This is a genomic window from Filimonas lacunae (genome assembly GCF_002355595.1).
GTDB classification, from domain to species: domain Bacteria; phylum Bacteroidota; class Bacteroidia; order Chitinophagales; family Chitinophagaceae; genus Filimonas; species Filimonas lacunae.
Genome location: NZ_AP017422.1, coordinates 4,548,961 through 4,569,047, shown reverse-complemented (window position 1 = coordinate 4,569,047; position 20,087 = coordinate 4,548,961). Strand labels below are relative to the sequence as shown.

Below are 20,087 nucleotides of genomic sequence, written 5' to 3'. Positions count from 1 at the left end.
TTATGGCAGATTTTCAATCGACATACAAGCTAAAAACTAACCCCTTTAGATTGACTCCCGCTAATGAGCCTAGTGAATTGGTTTGGGCGGGCTTCAAAGACGTTAAAGAAAAGTTTGCACGAAGGGTGGAAAGGAGTGTTAGGATCCCCAATTCAACGTTAGTTCTAAATTGGGGAGAATACGGGAGTGGTAAAACACATGCGGCGCGATACTTTAATAAGAAAGATGTACTACTGGCAATTGCAAATAAAGCAGGTAAGTCAATCCCTTATTCGACTATCATTTCTTTGCCTAAAGGAAAAGAACCTGTTTACAGTATTTATGTGGCAATAATTGACAAATTAAATATTGAAAAATTGAGGGAAGATTTTGGGCAGCACACCCAACAACTAATTACTCATATCGAATCCATTGGTTCAAATATTCATATTCAAAATGTACTCAAGGCGATTTTTAATACCGAAGTACCTCATTTAGAAATAAAAAAATATCTATATGGGAATGCATCTGTTGCCGAATTAAGAACTTTAAACGAATTAGGTATTCTGCGCCCGGTAAAAGATGATACGGACTATACGTCTATTTTGGCAGGGCTATTCTCATGTCTTACATTCCAAAAAGAAGTATATTCTTGTGTAATTATATGGATAGATGAATTTGAAGATATTGCTGTTTTGAATAACTCTAATATTGATAAGACTAATAATTTTATTAGAGAAATTCTGGATAATGTACCTGATAATTTGCTGCTGTTTCTTAATTTGACCCAATCCGCTTTAATATCGGCAGAAGATTTAGGCCAATATGTTTATGATAGTGTTAGATCAAGAATTAAAGAGCGTATTAGTTTTGACTTACCCAGTCCTCAAATCTTTAAAGAATACCTTAAAGAGCTATTAACACTTTTTAGAAATGATGCTGAGGAAATAGATCCTTATTTTCCATTTAATGAAACTGTAATTACTACGCTGATTCAAGAACAAGGTAATGTTTCGCTAAGACAGTTCAATGAATCTTTGTCATTGCTACTTGAACTTTCCGATATGGACGAAAAATGTCCGATAGATATGGATGTGTTTAATAATTATAAGTCTGAAATTATTTGGCATAAAGACTAATCTATGAGTCATATTTGTTGCTTGTTGGATGCTTGCGTAATAATCAATTTAATTCATGTTAGTGATGACGATTTCATTTTAAAAAAAATGAAGGGTCTTGACATACACATCAATGATATTGTGTTTAAGGAGGTTCGGGATAACGTATATCACCGTTTGGAATATAGGTCTATGTCGAAGTATGAAAACAAAGAGAGCATTGATGCTGCGAGAAAAGGTATTGACCAGAAATTGACTTTTTTTAGAGGTAAATCTGATAATAATGAAGAGGTCTTAAAGGATCCTGAAGGTGAGTTTTTTGAGAAGATTAAAGGCGCTACTGGTTATTCAAAAAGGACAAATGGAGAGTTGTGCTCAACTGGTCACGCTTTATTTGTAAGCAGATATGAGCAAAAGAAAGTGTTCTTTTATACTGATGATTATCCTGCGAAAGATTTTTTCTCACCATTTTTTGATTATCAGCAAATTGGCCAGATTAAAGATTCTGCGGACTTGATAGTATTGCTTTTTTGGATGGATGAGAGTTTTACAACCCATCAACTAGATAGCACTTTAAGCGCTCTTTATTCTCAATATGTGACTGATGTAACCCTTTTAAAAGAGAGGTTACAAAGCTATCTTAAAAACAATGTGGATGCTTCCTTTATAAGGACCAAAAAACAAATAGCTGAAAGGTTAAGGGAATTAATTGCTAAGCTTGATAAACTCGATTTTACAAAAATCACTGAGCTATGGACTTTTTTTGAAGAAAATAAAGCCAAAAGCAAGGAGGTGTATGAAATGCTTAAACAGTTTGATTCTATTTTAGAGTTGGAGTTGAAGGAGGGGGCAGATACTTTGCTCGCAAAGATTACACGTTTGAGAAATGAGATTAAGACTAATAAAATTTATAGATTTGATGATTTTTTTAGTAATTAAATGAACAATGTGAATTAACGAATTGCTTGAATTTCTATAAACTGAGTTGTGGGAATTGTTATTATGAATTAGTCAAACTAACTAATGAGATATGCTTAAAACCTGTGACTGGTCATTAGATAGGGATTATAAAACCGGAACCGAAAACGAACCGCTGCAGTTTTACCTGGAGGGTTTAGCTAACAGTTCTGAATTTCATTTGTTGCTGGGCTATTTCAGCTCGGCCGCTATTCATTTATTATCTATTGGATTTGCCACTTTCATCAGCAAGGGCGGGAAGATGAGAATGGTGATTAATCACTTCCTTTCTGAAAAAGACAAAGAGGTGGTGGAGAAAGGGCTGCATAACGATGTGGCTAATAAAGTATTTGACCTAACGGATGTGGTATCGCTGGGGCAGGTATTCGATGCATATGATAGCCATTTTTTTGAATGTGTAGCCTACCTGATAGCTGCTAAGCGAATAGAGATTAAAATTATCCGGCCTAAGAATAGCAAAGGAATAGCCCACTACAAATCGGGTGTGTTTAGTGATGGTGTCAACAGCGTGGGTTACATCGCTTCTTGCAATTTTACCATGTTTGGCTTGTCGGAAAACCTGGAAGAATTAGAAGCTTTTTTAAGTTGGGAGGATGTTAGGTCTAACACACTCATCAATAAGCAGTTAAAGGTGATTGATGACTTTTTCACAGAGAAAGACATGGATGTTGACTATCTGGCGGTGAAAGACATTGAAGTGGCCATCCGTAACCAATTTGGAAATAAGAGCCTGGATGAATTAATTGTTCAGGAAGAGGAGTTGGTGAAAAAGAAAACCGGCCTGGCTGCTAACAAAAAACTGAAACAAACGATTGGTAAGCTGCGCAGTGATATAGACAGGATAAAGAAAAGTCCGCGGTTTCCGGGTACGGAAGGCCCCCGGGACTACCAGGTACAGGCTTATGAGAATTGGTTGAACAATAGCCGCCAAGGCATCTTTGCCATGGCTACCGGTACTGGTAAAACCATTACCTCGTTGAACTGCTTGCTACAGGAATACCGGAAAAGCGAAAACCAAATTTATCATGCTCTCATTTTAGTGCCTACCATTACGTTGGTGGAGCAATGGGAAAAAGAGGTGCGCGCTTTGAACTTTCAGGAGGTGTATAAGATCTCTTCGAAGGTGGATTGGCAAACTACTGTAAGCACCTTGCTGTCTTCTGCAAAAAGAATTCCGCTTTCTTTTGTTATAATTTGCACATATTCCTCTTTTGTAAAGGAAAAGTTTCAAAGCATGGTGCCATACCTGCCTGACGATACTTTATTTATTGCAGACGAAGGACATAACCTGGCCTCACCTCTGGTGAAAGAAAAGCTGCGTGGGTTTCCTTTGGTAAAAAGGATTGGCCTATCCGCTACCCCTAAACGCATTTATGATGTAGAGGGTACGGCTGAAATGGAGCAGTTTTTTTCGGATGAGGAGCCTTATACCTTTGCTTTTTCGATGGAAAAAGCCATACGGGATGGGGTATTGTGCCAATACTACTATTACCCGCATATCATTTCATTGACAGCGGATGAGATGACGGAGTATAAAGAGATTAGTGAGCAACTGGCAAAATTGTCAGGTTTTAGCCAGGGCAACACAGACAAGCAAGGCATTATTGAGCGTTTATTATTGAAAAGGAAGCGCATTATTCATAAGGCGGAGAATAAGTTGCCAGCCACCACTCGCATTTTACGTGACCAATTTGAAGAGAAGGGGCATTTAAAATACACGTTTGTGTATGTGCCGGAAGGGGAAACGTTGGAGATTACGGAGGCGGGAGAGGAATCTGTGCAAGAGAATATCAAGCTTATTAACCAGTACACCCGGGAAATAGCCAAAATTGATGATAGCATTTTAGTGAATCAGTTTGTGAGTGGCATGCAAGACAGAGGGGAGATGCTGGCACAATTTCAAAAAGGCGATATAGACGTAATAGCCTCGATGAAGTGCTTGGATGAAGGCGTGGACATTCCCCGGGCAGAAACGGCCGTTTTTTGCAGTAGCACGGGCAATCCGAGGCAGTTTATTCAACGAAGGGGACGGATTTTAAGAAAACACCCGGATAAAACAGACGCCATCATACATGACCTGGTAGTGGTGCCGGATTATGAACAAGAGCGGGAGGGCTCAGACACCTATAAGCTGGAAAGAAGCCTGGTGCGAAAGGAGCTAGAACGGGTGATGTATTTTGCTTCACTATCGAAAAATCCCTATGATACCGAGGATGTATTTAATGATGTGTGCGCTTACTACAACTTAAATATTTACACCATACAAACTGAACTAGCCACCGTATGACCAAAGACGAATTCTATAAGAACTATTTGGAAGACCCGCTGCTGATAGAGAAAAACTACATTACCCCAGAAAAAATACAGCAGCTAAAGTTCCATCAATCTACAGGCGTAAAACTGCTGGAAATTATAAAAATAGCAGTGGACGGCTGTATTGACGGCGAGAGTGAAGCTATTATTGCCAGAAAGATGAATCAAAATCTTAATAAAGAAAGCGGATTATGATTATCAAAAAAATAGAGTTGGACAACTTTATGTGCTATGCCGGAAACGGTAATTGTATTGAATTTTCCGAAGGCATAAACGTAATTATTGGAGACAATGGCTACGGGAAGTCTAAGTTGTACGATGCTTTCTATTGGGTGATGCATGACCAGGTTTTTTCGCCTGAAAAGAAAGCGTTTGAAACCACCAAAAGTGCGAAAGCCAATTTGATATCAGATAAGGCGAAGGCCGAGATAGAAAATGGTAGACTTTCGGCAGCTGTAAAAATTACCTTTCACAATCTAGAGAAGGATAGTGTGTATATTTTGGAAAGGCGTTATTCTATTACTGTTACTGATGGAAAGATACAGGAGGATAATGATGGTGAGTTTACGATTATGGAAAAGGAGTTGTCTTACCTGAATGCGCGCATGGTAACCGATGTTGATAGGAAGCGGATGATTGTGAATAGCATATTGCCTCCGCAGATTAAAGATTATCTCTGGTTTCAGGGGGAGCAAGTAGAGTCTATTATAGATTTTAATCAAAAAGACACCTTAACAAAGGCGGTGAATGTACTCTCTAACATCTCTCGTTACGATAGCATGATTGAGATTGCTGAAGCTGCAGCCAAAGCTGCCGCTAAGGAGTATGACACTGATTTGAGAAGATTGAGTAAAGACTCTGCAAAGAGCGCTGTTTTAGAAACGCGCAGATTAGAGCTGGAAAAAAAGATATATAGACAAAAGGAAGAAGAACGGGAGGTGAGCGACAATCTGGCGAGAGCAGAAGCTCGTTGTGAAGAACTGCTGAATAAACAAGCGGATGCCAAAAAGGTAAGTGTGTTGCAAGAGCGTAAAAGAGGTGTTGTAGGACGGTTGGAATTGCTGAACAAGGAGTTGAAAAAAGAACAGGTGAACTTTCACCGTAAAATGTTTCATAGTCATTGGGTGCTGAAGGGCACTGAGGATATGCTAAAGCTGTATGCGAATAAATTTTCTGAGTATGAAAAGAAAAAGCTGCTGCAGGAAGCGGAAGAAAAAGTAAGAAAAGAAATGGAAGACGAAGTGGATGCCAAGCTGCAAACACGACTACCGATAAATGTGCCGGAGCCTAACTATGTGGAGTGGATGCTGGAAAAAGAGCGTTGTTTGGTGTGTGACCGGGAAGCAAAAAAAGAAACAGAAGCCTGGCTGAAGATTAAAGAATTGCTGGATAGGCCTAAAGAAAAGAAAAAGGCTAGCAAAGAGGTGGCGGTGGTGCCACTTGATTTTTCGGGTGATTTGAAAAGCTTGTACCAGAATGGGGTGGCTTTAGAAAGCCGGATTGAGGATATTGATAGTGACATTAATGATGCGTTACAACAGCGTAGCAATTTGCAGGGAAATGTGCGAGAGGTGAACAAAGAGATGGGAGCCATTGAGTTGGATATTCAGAGACTATTGGCAGATACAGCGCTTACGAGTGAAGGGGCAGAGAATATCTTAAATGAGTACTCCATACAGAACAAAAAGGCAAAAGACTTTAAAGATGATTGGAGCCGGATAACCCACGATATTGCAGAATCGGAGCGGTTGCTGAAAGAAGTGAATGACGAACGCAGGGATTTGGTTACGGGAGCTTTACCTGCCTGGTTGGTGGAGAAAAAAGAGGTGACCAGCGATTTTGAAATAATAGCGAAAACTACCAGGGACAGGGTGTTTAATAATTTGATTACACAGCTGGAGCAGGAAGCGAATAAGCACTACCAGGACATGACTCTGGGTAATAAATCGGCCAGGGGTATCATTAAGTTAAGAAAGCAGACGAACGGAAATTATATGCCTGAAATTATTGACAGTAATGGTAATCCACTCCTCGGGTTAAATACCAGCAATATTATTCTGGTGAAACTTTCTGCTATTATGGCCATTATTTCTGCAAAAGGGAATTCTGGAGATTTATATACGCTAATCACCGATGCCCCTACCTCGGTATTTGGGGAAGACTATACTATAGGGTTTTGTAAAACCATTAGTAAGGTGTACCAACAAAGCATTATTATGAGCAAGGAGTTTTACAAGAACCAGGAGCTTAAAAATGAATTACTAAAAAATCCTGATATTAAGATAGGCAGGGTATACACCATTACGCCATCTATTGTGGAGGGAGAAAGAGCGGATCGCAGCAACCTATCTACTAAAATTGAAGCACTCAATTAATATGGATTTATTAAAGCGTATTAAAGACAGGGCTCCCGAGTATGATGCCATTCATGAGAGCTTAATTACAAAATTCACGTTGGTGCAAGGGGGACGTGCAGGGACTTCTACGGATGAGAGTGCCTGGGAGCAAGGCAAGTATTTCTCCACCAAGTATGAAATATATATGTATGCGGCGTTACTTGGTTTAAAGAATGATTACCGGGTACCGTTCAGCAAAGATGCTAAGAAGGAGAAATTCATGGAAATTAGATCGTGGCAGCCGCCTAAACTAGTTGATTATGTAATGATGTGCTTACTGGCTAAGTCGGATATAGATTTTAATGAATTGGAGAAGATGGAAGAAGCAGAGGTGGAGAAACAAATATTGGCCTATAGAAAGCTGTTGGAAGAATATGCTAACGGCGGATTTGATAAAATTAGAGCCAAAATGGAAGCAGAGCCTGGCTTCTTTGATAGTAATGATAACTGTTTTATTGATTTGCTCGATTTGAAATAACCCAAGTTGCATACTTTTTGCCGCATACAAAATACAGTTGTATGCGGCATTTTTATTAAGTCTCTTAAAAAATAGGAGAGAAAGTTATGTTATGAGTTTTAAAGCCTTCTTTTTAAAAACCGATATGGAAGAACTATATCTGATAATGTAATGTCAACCTTATTTGCTGGATTATATTTTTAATCTAAAGATGATTTAATCTATGGAAATAGATGGTATAAAAGCTGTTGCAGAAAGTTCTGACAAATTGTTGACATGGAGCCTGGCTGTTATTGGTGGTACTATCGGAACAATTCTTGGAACAAATTACAAACACCCTAACGGAATAGGCAAATGGATGTACCTGTTATTTTTACCGGGATGGATATGCTTAGGTGTAAGTTTTTACAATGGTACACAGGTTGAAGATATTCTTAACGCAAGCATGGCGTATACAAATAGTATCGATTCCACTGGAGAACGGCTTATGGCAATTGTTGACGTCTATGAACATCAAAGGTTATTCTTCTATTATTCCCTGCTTTTCTTTGGAATTTGGCTCGCCTTTTATGTTGTCTGGTGGATTATAAGTAGTGATACAAAAACTAAAACAAATGACACCCTTTAAATCTATTATTTACTGCCTGGCTATTGTGATAGCTACATTGCCCACCCGGTTATTTAGTCAATCCAATTGTAAGTGTCTTACGATAAAAAAGGAATGCATTAAATATTGCTTAGGTTTAGCGAATGCTTCTTCTTATGCACAGAACATTCTAAAACTTGATGTAAAAACAGCCAATGAAATTAGCAAGGTACCTAATCGGGATAAGTTAAAGAGTGTTGCTGATTATCAGAGTCAGATAAGTCGAGATGCATATAAGAAATTGGATAGTTTGTATAAATCTATTCCAGGTAGTGGAACAACTGTTGAAAACAATGGTCAGGTACATAATCAAGCTATCGGCGACAATAATACTATTATACAAGGGGATTATATTGTAACAACACCAATCGCTTCTTCTAAGCCTGAAGTAAGGAATGAAAATAAACCGGAAAACACTAAATCGCTAAATAGATTGCCGTTAACCGATTATTTCGAGGGAATAAAAACTACGGTAACTAGCTGTGTATTAAGGAATAATAAATTGACCTGCCATTTAACCTTTGAATATGTTGGGCAGTATGACAAAATTAATATTGAGGTGAAAAAGGGGGATACAAAAGTAAGTGTTGATGGAGGAAACATATTCACTAATACAGGCTGGACAATTGCTAATAAATCTATTCAGGGTTTTTGGATGAATTACCAGCTTCTGCGAATGGTTCCCGTGGAGGCAAGTATTGAATTTAATAATGTAGGCATACCTGTAACCACTATCAATTTTTTGCCAATCGTAAAAGATGCTGGATTTAGCAATATTCCTGTATCAATGCAGTAAGATGCGCCTCATGTAGTATGGGGCGCATTTTATGTGAAGGAAATAATAGATCTCACAAACTATTTTGTATAAAATAGCCTCTGATGGGGCAGCTTACCGATCCGTTTACGGTATTAAAACGGGTAAGAACGGCGCCGGCTGGAATATTGGTGTTAACCCTTTTTTTACGGAAAGAAGGGGCAGGTGGGGGTGCAAAAGGAACATGTCTGTGATCGATGATCTGTTGCAGCATTGATTTATATATTAAATATTTTAGTTTTTTTAATAAAAAATGAACACACCACTCCTGTTGTTTGCTCTGTAATAAGCGTTTGTGTGTAGAATAATTATATTCTAGTAATTCATAAATGTTTCATTGTTTCCTTATATTGTATTCCATATTGTTATTTAAATACAATTAATTAAGTATGGAAAGGTCTATAAAGATTATCCTTTTTATTATAATTGGCATAGTCGTGATCAATTTTATTGCCACTATTGTGGGAAATAGTGGTATCAAAGAAATACGCCAGGATTTGCTAAAAGCCCGGCGTTCAGCCGATTCGGCGCTAACGGAGCTGCAGTATTCAAAAAATAGATTGGACTCTATCAAATCGGATTTAGTGATTTTCCGGTCTTATGTGGGGCGTACACAAAAGACAGTGGAATTGGCCGATTTAGAAAAAAGGCTTGCCGAAGAGCGGGATCAGGCGAAGTTGGCGGAGATAAGGCAACGAATTCATGAATTAAGAGCAGGCCTGGATACTACCCAATTACCCGATATTGAAACAGTCTATAAAACCGATCACTAACACATGCTTACATTCACATTACGCCTGCTAGCATTGATGGCAGCCGCATGGGGGCTTATGGGAGATGCGGCTTTTGCACAAACGCCTACTGTAATAAAAGATTCTATCTCGCTGCAAGCCCGGTTGTTTACGCGAGGAGACACCGTGGTGGTGGGAATGGATTCTGCTTACATCGCCAATAAGAAAACGTATAAACTGCTATTAGATACCTACAAACGCATGCAGAACCAGCAGCCCGCTTATATACAGGCTTTTAAGGAATATGAAAATTTAACCGCTTTGCAGGATAGTATGCTGAAGGCAAAAGAGGGATATTATAAGCAGCTGAAGGCTGCTTTCGACTCCTTGAATATCCATACCAACAGTTTTATCAACAGAACGGATGTAAACGTTAACAAGATTGACCAGTCGCTGGATAAGGCAACGGAAAACTTGAATAACATTAAACTGGCCATTGACAGTTCGCTTGTGAAGTTAAAAGACCAAAATAAACACAAGGTTAAACTAGCGGTAGGCGGGTTTGTAATTGGCGTGGGAGTGACCGCATTAATATTCTTGATTGCCAAATAGGTAACACCGATAAGTATACATTAACCATCAAATCTATTCTTATGCTGAAAAAGCATTTTTTTCTATTATCGTTTATTTCGTTGACTATTTATGCCGGTGCCCAGGGGCAGAAGAAGCCCGTAAAAGGTGCAAAGCCGTTGGCTAAGGATACTAGTGCGAAGGCTTTTCTGTATTATGCCTTAGTAGATGTTAAGAAAATGTCTAGCGATACTTTGTTTTTAGAGGATGATATCTATTTGTATATAGACAAAGAGGATGGCGCTTTATACTTTAAGAAGTATGAACAACCTGCTTTTCCGGTGCCTAAGAGCAGTTACGACGACCTTTCTTCTTTTGTGTTTAAAAACTTTCTGGCCAGTGATAAATACAAAGTGCTGGAGAGAATGGCCCAGATGAATGGCCTATTGAAAAATGCTAAAATAGGGGTGGATATAGCTAACCACCAGTCGCCCAAGCCTATTGACTGGAAAAAGGTAAAGGCAGATACCGCTAATGCGGGGGTTTCGTATGTGTTTATACGTTCTATTCGTGGCTACGATAATTCGTATGACCCTAAGTTTAGTGCACATTATAAAGAGGCGATTGCTAATGGTTTTCCGGTGGGGCTGTATCATAATTTTGTACTGAATAAAACCAACCGTGCAGATTTTAAGCAGCATGCCTTAGAGCAGGCGAAGAAGTTTGTGGAATCTTTTCAAGGAAAACAGATTGCATTCAAACCCATACTGGATATAGAAGTGCATGCGAAGTTTGCCGTGGTAGAAAGCCAGTTTACAACAGCGGAAATTATAGAGGCTACTAAAACCTTTATCGATTACGTGGAAAAGGAGTTAAAAACAGATGTTATCATCTATACGTTTGAAAGTTTTTACACCAAATACCTTAAGAAAGACTTTGATAATAAGTATATCTGGATAGCCCGTTATCCGCATAGCCAAGATTTTGATACACAGCGTACTTATCCCGGGGCTAAGAATCCATTTTTAGGTATCTCGTACGATTTTAGTAAGAAGCAGTTTAATTATACGCTGAAAAGCAATACAATAGGCTGGCAGTTTTCGGAAGATGGTATCGTGGACGGTATTTACAATCATGTGGATATGAATATCATTCTGAATAAAGACTACGATAAATGGTTATGGAAGCAAGGCAACTAATGATGGTGCTTTTTTGCTGGTTGGGCTGGCTGCAAACAGGACAGTGCCAACAGCAAAACCATGCGCTGGTGATTGGATTAGATCATTATCAGTTAGAAGATGTGTGGGAGTCGAGGCCTGAATTGCGGGAGAATATAGATTCTGTACTGCTTTTTTTCAGAACAGATCGTATTCGCAAATTTCAGGTGGATTCGTTGCGTAATGAAAATGCAACACTGGACAAGATTGTTGCCAAGTTTCAGAACCTGAAGGTGAAACAGGGAGACCGGGTAATGATTTACTTAACCGGCCATGGTAGCCAGGTGCCCGATTTGGATGATGATGAAAAAGATGGCACCGATGAGGTGTTTGTTTGTTACGACTCCCCATCGCCAGATGATGTGGCAGGGTTGCGGAAAAAATCACTGGTAGATGATAAGCTGCATGAATTACTGGTGAATTTGAGAACTAAATTAGGTAGCCAGGGGCAGGTGTTTTTGCTAGTAGAATCCTGCCATTCGGGTTCGATTGAAAAGAATGGTGTGAAGAAAAGCTTTAATGCCTATAGCAGGGATTGGCAAACGGCATTTATGAGTGAGCATAGCGAGAATGGTGGTACAGAAAAGTTGGCGCCGCTGATTACTTTTTCTTCTTCCCGGGCATACAATCCTACAGGTGTTGTGTATAGATACACTTTGTGTTTTTTAGCGGAATTCCAAAACTTTATAACGGGTAGTTATTATGACCTGTTTCGTAGTTTTTACCTGGCACAGCGGCAGAAGCAATTTAATAAGGCCGACATTCAGCTCACCGTGAATATGAGCGCGGATGATCCCTATTATCTGCGACTGGGTGTATTGGAAGATACTGTTTATGAAGAGAAGAAGATGGCACGGATTATCAATACAGATTATACTAATCCGGCCCGGCCACAATATGAAATTGACCTGGGCCTTTACCAAGGCCTTACAACAGGTTCTGCAGTGAAACTCACTGCAACAAATGGCCATGTATATCCCGCCCAGGTTTCTTTTGTAAAAAGTGGCTCGTCTATGATTAGTCTTACCGATGGCACTAAAGCGCCATCTATAGAAGAGGCGTGGGGACTGTCTGTGGAGGTGACCCAGTATAATTTTGAGGATACTTTACATCTGGCTATAGATGCTTCGGTACCAGCGGATAAAAGAAAGGACATCGTGACAGGTTTACAAGACCTGGAATTTGTATTGTTGGCACAAGACAGTATAAAAGGGTATAGCCTGGCATATATTGACAAGCGAGGCTATTTTATTAAAAGAAACAAAGATAATAAGGCCCTTTTTGTGGTAAAAGATAGGGATGTTAGCTCCATTAGGGCCACTGTGCTGAAGTTGCAGATAAACCGGTTTATTATTCAATTAAACACTACCCAGGATACTACGGTGACCCTGGTATTGCAACAAAACGGTCAACCCCTGAAACTGGCTCAACTGAGCAGGCTTTCCCCAGGCCAGAAACTACAGCTGTATGTGCAACCCGGCAAGCTTGCCAAAAGCCAATTTTATTGCATTCTTCAGCTAGAAGATGAAATAATACGCCAGTTAGTGCCTGTGAATGTGAGGATAAACGAAAGTGATTGTAAACTGGCGAAAGGGCAATCGCAGCCAGTTTTTATCGGTGACATTATTGTGGGAAAGCGCAATGGAAGCTTTTTACTGATTACCAGTGAAAGCCCTATTGATTTACGGGAAGTAATGTTAGAGCCGCTATCTGTTAAAACAAAAGGGATAGGAGAGTTTAACGCGCTGGAAAAATTGGTGAATCAGCTATTTCTTAACAAGGGAAACCACCCACCCTTATATAATTCCAATAACATTTTTACCCAGCAACTGAGCTACCGCATTCAATCGCTATCCCTCAATTAATTGGCCACAGTAGAAACCTATTGCCATGTTAAAAGGAATTGCCGTTATAGCCTGCTTTATGCTACTGACCTTGCCTGGCAGCAGCCAACACACATCCTATTTTGTGGGAGGAATATCCCCCTCTCAAAATGCTAATATATGGGACATTAGTGAGGATGAAAGATATGCCTTAATGACTATGCCTGGATTTGACGGAATAATAGTTTGTGATTTGTACGATATGTCTTACAAGGCGATTAGTTTTAGGGATTCCAAAGCGGCACAAGGCCAGGTGAGGGATGTGCGTTTTTATTCGGACAATAATAAAGTGTTGCTTTGTATAGAGAATAATTATGGTCAAAGCTGGTTTGAGCTAGAGCTGCGTTATGAGGAGAACAAAATTATTACCCAGCCACTGCTTCTTCCTTCGGCTAAGCTTTATTACCGGTTGAAAGTGTTTAAAGATGTATTAATTTTTGATGTGCATGAGAGAGAGGATGCTGTAAGGGTAATAGGATTGTGGGTGATAGATAAGCAAAATTTTCAACCCGTAAAAGCTATTAGCCGGGCGGTAAAACGAATCATAAGCCATAGTGAAAGGGTTGACTACCTGGTGGATGAAACTGATAATGTGGTATATGTTCTCGGACAAAATAGGGGAAGTGATCAGGCCATCACTACTGTTGCTGGTATACAAAAACGCGGTAAGAAATGGTCGGTTACGACAAAAAATGAAATGCGTTTTTTTCATTCCGCTACGTTTAACAATTGGCTGCAATATACCTATCCCGGTGAGCCTGAATATTACCTAACCAACGACAGGAAAAAGATTTTGGCCATTAGTTACGCTAGCTTGATAAGCCGGTCTACATCGCAAGCAATTGATACAGTTGGGGCATTGGCTTCACTGGATTTGGTCAGTAATAAGGCAGCAATCAATTATTATAGTAACGGTAAAGCTCATGAAAAGGTAGAAGAGCAGGTAAGTGATTTGGGAGGAATACAGCTCAATGTGATTAGGCAGGGGTATTCTCCTGGCAATGGCTATTATTATCGAAGAAGTTTAGAAAATTACTTATTGAAAGATACTTTTAATACGGTTGTTGCTAATAGGAAGGAAGTGATCAGCAAGCCGAAGGCTAGCTTTTCTGATTCTCACGCACGACTTGTAGATTATGTAAATAATGGCAATACTATATTATTTAAAACGAGGGATAATAAGGATGTAGACAGTATGTTTTTACTGGATTGTCGAACGGGTACAGAGTTTTATCTTGATTTTGCCAAATACACGCCTAATAATAGTTATTTCTCTGGAAGCGATTTTAGTAAATACGATTCTTATAAGGCTATAAAAGGATCTGCTTTTGATATCATTCCCCAAAAGAAAGAAATGTTTACGAGCCGGTTGCGTGCTAATTTATGTGATCAAAAAATACAGTGGGGATATGATACCAGTTTGGTAGTAAGTAGCGACGACTTAGCTATAGATAGTATGCGAGTAGATTGCCGGAGCAATAACTTGATCTTCTCGGCACGAAAGAAGTTTTATACCATTAGTTTAGACTCTCTTTTTTACCAGATGGGAGATCAAATGGTAAAGCAGGCAGGTAGGTTTTCTATTTACCCTAGGGAGCAGCTTGAAATACGGGCTTTTCAATTTCCATTGGTGCACTTCGTTTATTATTCTAAGAAGAGCCGTTGTGCATTTCTCACATGGGATGTTTCCAGGAATATGATAACAGCGTTGTACGCCTTTAAAAACAGTGGGTATCCTATTACTTTAAATAAGAATCGCCAGGATAGTGTTGCTTTTTATTATGACATTGCCCAGGAGTTTAAGGTAATACCAACATGGAATGATACTATTATTACCAATGTTGTGGAGTTATATAAATACACGTTAGATAATGGGAAGTTAACACTACTGGACACCTTACATTTTAAGGACCAGCTATCGGAAGGCTTGTGTTATAGGGGAGGTGCTGAATATTACGCAGATGCTGGTCTTGCTGTTGCATGGATACCTGAATTGAACAAGAGAAACGTGATAGTATATGATATGCAGCTACAAAAGAGGGGAGGAATAATTGAGTCTGATGGAGATTTGAGTTATCATCGCAAAGAGCCTATAAAGGCCGTGTATTCCTTTATTGATTACTGGCGGAAAAATCGGCAGCATTCAACGGTTTCTACTATTAATCCAGCTCTATTATCAAGGATTTTCAAAAATGAATATGGTAATACAGCATTTCAAGTAAACTTTGGGGAGGGGACAATTAATGTAGTAACGAAAACGGATATTTTCAACCTCGGGTTTTCGCCAGATACAGTTTTGATGGTAAACGAGCTTTCACATTCTGGCGCTAATGAGATTGATTTAGGCAAAAATAGATTAGTGACAGCGGGTAGTTTAGACCAGACATTTTATGTTTATAAGATCAATCCGGCCAGCTTATTGTTCACTGTGAAGTTTGAAGAAGAGAAAATACGCTTCGAGACAACTCAGGATGAGTATGCCGAGTTTTACACCCGGCAGAACCAGGAAAAATCGGCGGCAGATTATTATTTAAATAGGCCTGATGTCATCTATGCTATGCTCAATAACAATGAAAATACAACCAATGATTTATATGCCAGGATGGTGGCATTAAGGCGCTCGAAAGCGGAAAAACAAAATATTTCGATGGGGCAGGGAGAGGATAAGGTAAGGACTACTGTACGTATTTTAACAGATAAAAAATTACAGAAAGTGTATAGAAACCAGCATTCTTTATCAATGTCCTTTACGCTGAAAGATACTACGTGGCCTGTAAAAGGCTATGGAATTTGGGTGAATGGCGTATCCATAACTGGTAGTGCTTTTCTCCCTTTTACAGGCGGTAAACCTTCTTTTCCGGTAAAAACACCAGAGATTCCGTTGTCGGTAGGATTCAATAATATTGAGATAGCCGCTTGTAACGGGGCAAACCAGTGGAGTGCTAAAACAAAGTATACCTGTTATTATATACCTGAAGAAAAGCCTGCATCAAAGCTTTATTTTATTGGCGTTGCGATGAGCCAGTATAAGGATACCAGCAAGTACCTGTATGCCAGTGATAAAGATATCCGCAATATAGCCACTAAGCTGAGTTCGGGGGCTACAGAAGTGGTGCAGGTAGATACGCTTATCAACACGAGAACGGGCTTGAAAAGCGCATTTCGCCAATTGAAGGAAAAGTTACTTACTACCGGGATAAACGATAAAGTGATACTGATGATGAGTGGTCACGGGTTGTTGGCGGATAATAAACTCACGTGGAATTTTGCCAGCTACGAAACTGATTTTGCGCAACCTGATACCAGCACTTCTATTACTTATGATGATATTAACTGGCTGTTTGATGCTATACCGGCGCGTAATCGCTTGATTATGATTGATGCCTGCCATGCGGGGCAGTCTTATTTTGAATATGCCACGGACAGTAGTTTTGAAAGCAGGCTGTTTCAACCGGGTGATGCCTTATCCAAAGGCGGTGGAAATAATGAGAATGATAGTTTGGGCATAGATCTGCTGGATGGGTTCTCTGAGTTTATTCCGGCAGAGAACTTTCTTCCCATAGACTATGAGGCTTTTAAATGGATGACGGAGGCTTTGCCAGATTACATTGAAAATGGATCCACCATCATCACGGCGTCGCGCGGAGAACAGACTGCGAAAGAGGATAAAAATCAAGGTGTGTTTACAGGCGCACTACTTTCGGTATTGAACAGCCACCCGAGGGGCACTGTAACGGTGAATGCCCTTATCTCTGCCGTGAACAGGCTGTTTATAGAAAGTGAAGGCCAGAAGCCATCGGTAAAAGCATTTAATCCTACAACAGATTGGCTGGTGTGGTAAAACTACCAGATGACCCAATTGGCGGAAGGATGGAAAGCTTTCACTGATGGCTTTTGGTCCTCTATGTATAAAGCGGGTTCTGGCGGTGTTTGTACCTCCTTTTTGTGTGCGCCTTTTTGTAAGATAAGCCGATAACAGGAACGTTGTACCTCACTTTTATCTGTTCCATGATCGCCCCGGTTTCCTGCTGAATCCAGGGCTTGCTTTTTAATTACTTGAGTGGGATGGGAATATTCTTTTTACATTTGCTGGCACTAACTGCTATCTGTTGTATGAAAATAAAACAACCAGCTGCTACCCAATCGCATACACCATCTCCACAAGGAGTGTATGCAGCTGATCCTACTCAGCTTTTACTTCACCATAAGCCGGTTAGTAATCCTTTACAATTATTGAAAAACAGGCAGTATCCGGCGAACGGCACAAACGTGCCTGTGCAACGGATGTTGATTGAGTCGCCTCCATTACCGGAGTATGATGAAGATGATGCACTTACGATAGATACTACCGGTATGCAAACACAGCATATTCCGGATGAGCCTTATCATACTGTTGATTACATGCTTAAAAAATTGTCTGCTGCGTGGACCGCCAACTATGGAGCTAATTTATTTGCACAGGATGAGATTACCAGGCTGAAAGCGCATCTGAGACGGACCAATGCTATAAGGGGGTATGGCGAGGTTCAGGAGGAGCAAAGAATTGCTATTATAGATCTTTATAATAATCTTACCCGGTTACCCAACAACCAGCGAGCACCTTCTTTTCAGGGAATGATTGTGCGCAAATTTGCTGGCCTGATAACAGAGTTGCAAAACAGGGATGCCTTGTATTCTGCCCAGATCAGGAACCTGTTAAGGGATTTGACGGATGTAGATAGAGAGAAAACGGAAAACGACGCGAATAATCCTGCGGCTAAAAGCAATTTCTACAACAGGTTAAGGTATGAAAGAGTGGCCCCGCATAATGTACCGGAACAGAACCGGTATGTTTCAGAAGCGGGCAAAGCGCATGCTGGTTATACGGTGGGTGCGTCTAAAGAAGTGTGGGTGTCGGTACATGGCGCTACAGCGGGGCAGGATGTGATGAGCTGGCCATCCAGTGCTGACTTAAACTATAAATACAACCTGGTGCATGCGAAACAACGCAAGCTGGTGGCGGGCCACTTGTTGCCGGCGTGGCTGGGTGGCTTGCGGGTAGATGAAAACCTGACACCTATTCCCAATGAAGCCAATGGGTGGTTAGCAGCCAACCCCGAGCTGGTAGCCAAACAGATGGTGTTTTCGGATGGTGACTGTGTTAAATATGAAGTGCAGTTTACTTTTGCCCGCGCGGTGCCGCATGGCATAGGGGATGATGTGGCAGGGCTGGTGCCTTCCGGTATTGTGATTACCCTTACACGCCTGGCCTGGAATAATACAGGAGATGCCACCGACTGGGCTAATTACGTGCCTGCCGGAGCATCTGTGCCTTATCACGTGCCGGCAGACAGATTGCTGCTGGATCATGACAGGATGCTGACGAAGGCAGATTATATAAAATAGAAGAACAGGTATAACTTTAAAACCTACGAATTATTTCCGGAAAAGTTATGAACAGCTTTTGGCGTTCGCCGCTTTTTTGGTTGTATAAGGTGTTGTAAATTTGTATTCTTATGACACCACGCTAATCTATACGTATAGACGCTTTCCCGGTTATAATATTTACTACATAAAATCAAAAAAAACAATGAAGCTTTTTTATCCTAAAGCAGGGGTATGGGCATGCCTTCCCGTGTGTGCACTGCTGGTACTCACTGCCAGCTGCAAAAAAAACAGTAACCCCGAAACAGCTGTGGTTGCTCCGCAGCAATTCCTGAAGACAGACACGCTGCGACAGTTTTTATCGGTAACACTGGGAGTGGCTAAAGACCGTATCCTGTATAATCCTGATCAAAAAGAATTCTCCGTTACCAACACGAGCATTCATTTTAATGCACAAAGTATTGAAGCGCGTTATGATAACGCGAATGAATACAAGATGAAGTATGAGCATAAATAAGATGCTGATACTTGTTTGTATGCGCCTGTGATAAACATTCAACAACAATGAAACCTTACAAAACGAAAATGAAAAACACAACAAAAATGGCCTTGCTGGCCGCTTTTACTATGCTAACCTGCTTTGCGAAAGCGGTGCCTATGGTAATTAATGTAGGTATGGGACAGAATCATACCCTGTATTCTGCTATTAATAATACTTATGGCATTTACGTGCCGCCTGGAAAAGATCTTACCCTTGCGCCGCATTTATATGTTACCCGTGGATTGAAAGCAGATGGTACTTATGAAGCGGTGAATATGGAAATTCACCTGGTTGCTTCAACTGCTGTGGATGCAATTGAGACGGACTTGATGCCCGCCCGGTATTTGACAACAGATGCTTTTGAAGGGACGGACATTGCATATCCTACTTATTTAGCTTCCATTTTTGGTGGCGTGGGTAGTGGCTCCTTAACACCGCCGCCCTATCTTATCCGTGTGAAATATTATTATACAGATCCGGCTACCGGCGTAAGGAATGGTCCATTTTATTCATCCGTTACTTATTCTAGCAATAATTATGTAAATGCATTACAGATGACGAGTGAGGAAGGTAAACTTACACGTTATACAGGTAACGGCAAGATATATATAAGGATGGATGGCGTAATGAGACATATACAAACCCAGGCAACCATGAATGGTGTGTGGAAGGCGGGCGTTTCGTACACAGATATCATTACCGATTGGGATAGAGCCATTATTGGCGCACCTTTTACCCCCAGCACATGGATTATTCGCTTTATGCCCTCACAGAGATGTTATTTAAAGGAGGGCAATGTGATCCGGCATATTGCTGACCCCGCTACGGCTGATTTTTATCAGCTGAAGCTGGCCGGCGCGCAGGAGGTAACTACACTGGCCGGTTTGACGGAAGAACCGGAGTTACAAACCTGGCCGTGGTTGTAAGAGATACTATTACCATCATAATTACCGGCAGATCTACGGGCTGAAAAGTTGATGGTTGCTGGTGATGAATGTTAAACATGCGCCCCATGGATAATGGGGCGCATGTTTGTTTGTAGTGCGCCCGGATAAATAGAATTAATTATCGTTTATTGTT

16 protein-coding genes are annotated in these 20,087 nt (G+C 40.5%); all 16 read left to right on the top strand.

Annotation, left to right across the window (positions count from 1 at the left end; genetic code table 11):
- Positions 1-2: 2 nt before the first annotated feature.
- The 16 genes from FLA_RS18080 (at position 3) to FLA_RS18000 (ending at position 19,933) form a co-directional block, all read left to right on the top strand.
- On the top strand, positions 3-1,118 hold the full coding sequence (locus FLA_RS18080) for a hypothetical protein (protein ID WP_076378666.1): 1,116 nt from the start codon (positions 3-5) through the stop codon (positions 1,116-1,118).
- Between the two features lie 171 nt (positions 1,119-1,289).
- Positions 1,290-2,036: a hypothetical protein gene (locus tag FLA_RS18075; RefSeq protein WP_231940280.1), complete on the top strand. Its 747-nt coding sequence runs from the start codon at positions 1,290-1,292 to the stop codon at positions 2,034-2,036.
- A gap of 91 nt (positions 2,037-2,127) precedes the next feature.
- The gene (locus FLA_RS18070) at positions 2,128-4,362 is read left to right on the top strand and encodes a DEAD/DEAH box helicase family protein (RefSeq protein WP_076378662.1); all 2,235 of its coding nucleotides are present in this window, start codon (positions 2,128-2,130) and stop codon (positions 4,360-4,362) included.
- On the top strand, positions 4,359-4,583 hold the full coding sequence (locus FLA_RS18065; protein ID WP_076378660.1) for a hypothetical protein: 225 nt from the start codon (positions 4,359-4,361) through the stop codon (positions 4,581-4,583). The genes FLA_RS18070 and FLA_RS18065 overlap by 4 nt, the downstream gene beginning before the upstream one ends.
- A complete protein-coding gene (locus FLA_RS18060) occupies positions 4,580-6,763 on the top strand; it encodes a coiled-coil domain-containing protein (protein ID WP_076378658.1) in 2,184 nt (727 codons plus the stop codon). Before FLA_RS18065 ends, FLA_RS18060 begins: the two co-directional genes overlap by 4 nt.
- Position 6,764: 1 nt before the next feature.
- Positions 6,765-7,262 carry a hypothetical protein gene (locus tag FLA_RS18055; protein ID WP_076378656.1) on the top strand — a complete coding sequence of 166 codons (498 nt, stop codon included), beginning with the start codon at positions 6,765-6,767 and terminating at the stop codon, positions 7,260-7,262.
- A 202-nt stretch (positions 7,263-7,464) separates the two neighbouring features.
- A complete protein-coding gene (locus FLA_RS18050; protein ID WP_076378654.1) occupies positions 7,465-7,869 on the top strand; it encodes a hypothetical protein in 405 nt (134 codons plus the stop codon).
- On the top strand, positions 7,856-8,683 hold the full coding sequence (locus FLA_RS18045; RefSeq protein WP_076378652.1) for a hypothetical protein: 828 nt from the start codon (positions 7,856-7,858) through the stop codon (positions 8,681-8,683). The genes FLA_RS18050 and FLA_RS18045 overlap by 14 nt, the downstream gene beginning before the upstream one ends.
- Before the next feature lie 407 nt (positions 8,684-9,090).
- Entirely contained in the window at positions 9,091-9,474 is a 384-nt protein-coding gene (locus FLA_RS18035; protein WP_076378648.1) for a hypothetical protein, read from the top strand.
- A 3-nt stretch (positions 9,475-9,477) separates the two neighbouring features.
- Complete coding sequence (locus FLA_RS18030; RefSeq protein WP_144264015.1) at positions 9,478-10,044, top strand: hypothetical protein; 567 nt, start codon at positions 9,478-9,480, stop codon at positions 10,042-10,044.
- Positions 10,045-10,085: 41 nt separating this feature from the next.
- Positions 10,086-11,201: a glycoside hydrolase family 25 protein gene (locus tag FLA_RS18025; protein ID WP_076378644.1), complete on the top strand. Its 1,116-nt coding sequence runs from the start codon at positions 10,086-10,088 to the stop codon at positions 11,199-11,201.
- Positions 11,183-13,084: a caspase family protein gene (locus FLA_RS18020; protein WP_159445091.1), complete on the top strand. Its 1,902-nt coding sequence runs from the start codon at positions 11,183-11,185 to the stop codon at positions 13,082-13,084. The genes FLA_RS18025 and FLA_RS18020 overlap by 19 nt, the downstream gene beginning before the upstream one ends.
- Before the next feature lie 25 nt (positions 13,085-13,109).
- Complete coding sequence (locus FLA_RS18015) at positions 13,110-16,943, top strand: caspase family protein (protein WP_076378640.1); 3,834 nt, start codon at positions 13,110-13,112, stop codon at positions 16,941-16,943.
- A gap of 272 nt (positions 16,944-17,215) precedes the next feature.
- Positions 17,216-18,487, top strand: coding sequence for a hypothetical protein (locus FLA_RS18010; RefSeq protein WP_076378638.1), 1,272 nt, complete (start codon positions 17,216-17,218; stop codon positions 18,485-18,487).
- Between the two features lie 184 nt (positions 18,488-18,671).
- Positions 18,672-18,983 carry a hypothetical protein gene (locus FLA_RS18005; protein WP_076378636.1) on the top strand — a complete coding sequence of 104 codons (312 nt, stop codon included), beginning with the start codon at positions 18,672-18,674 and terminating at the stop codon, positions 18,981-18,983.
- A 68-nt stretch (positions 18,984-19,051) separates the two neighbouring features.
- Entirely contained in the window at positions 19,052-19,933 is an 882-nt protein-coding gene (locus FLA_RS18000) for a hypothetical protein (protein WP_076378634.1), read from the top strand.
- Positions 19,934-20,087 lie beyond the last annotated feature (154 nt).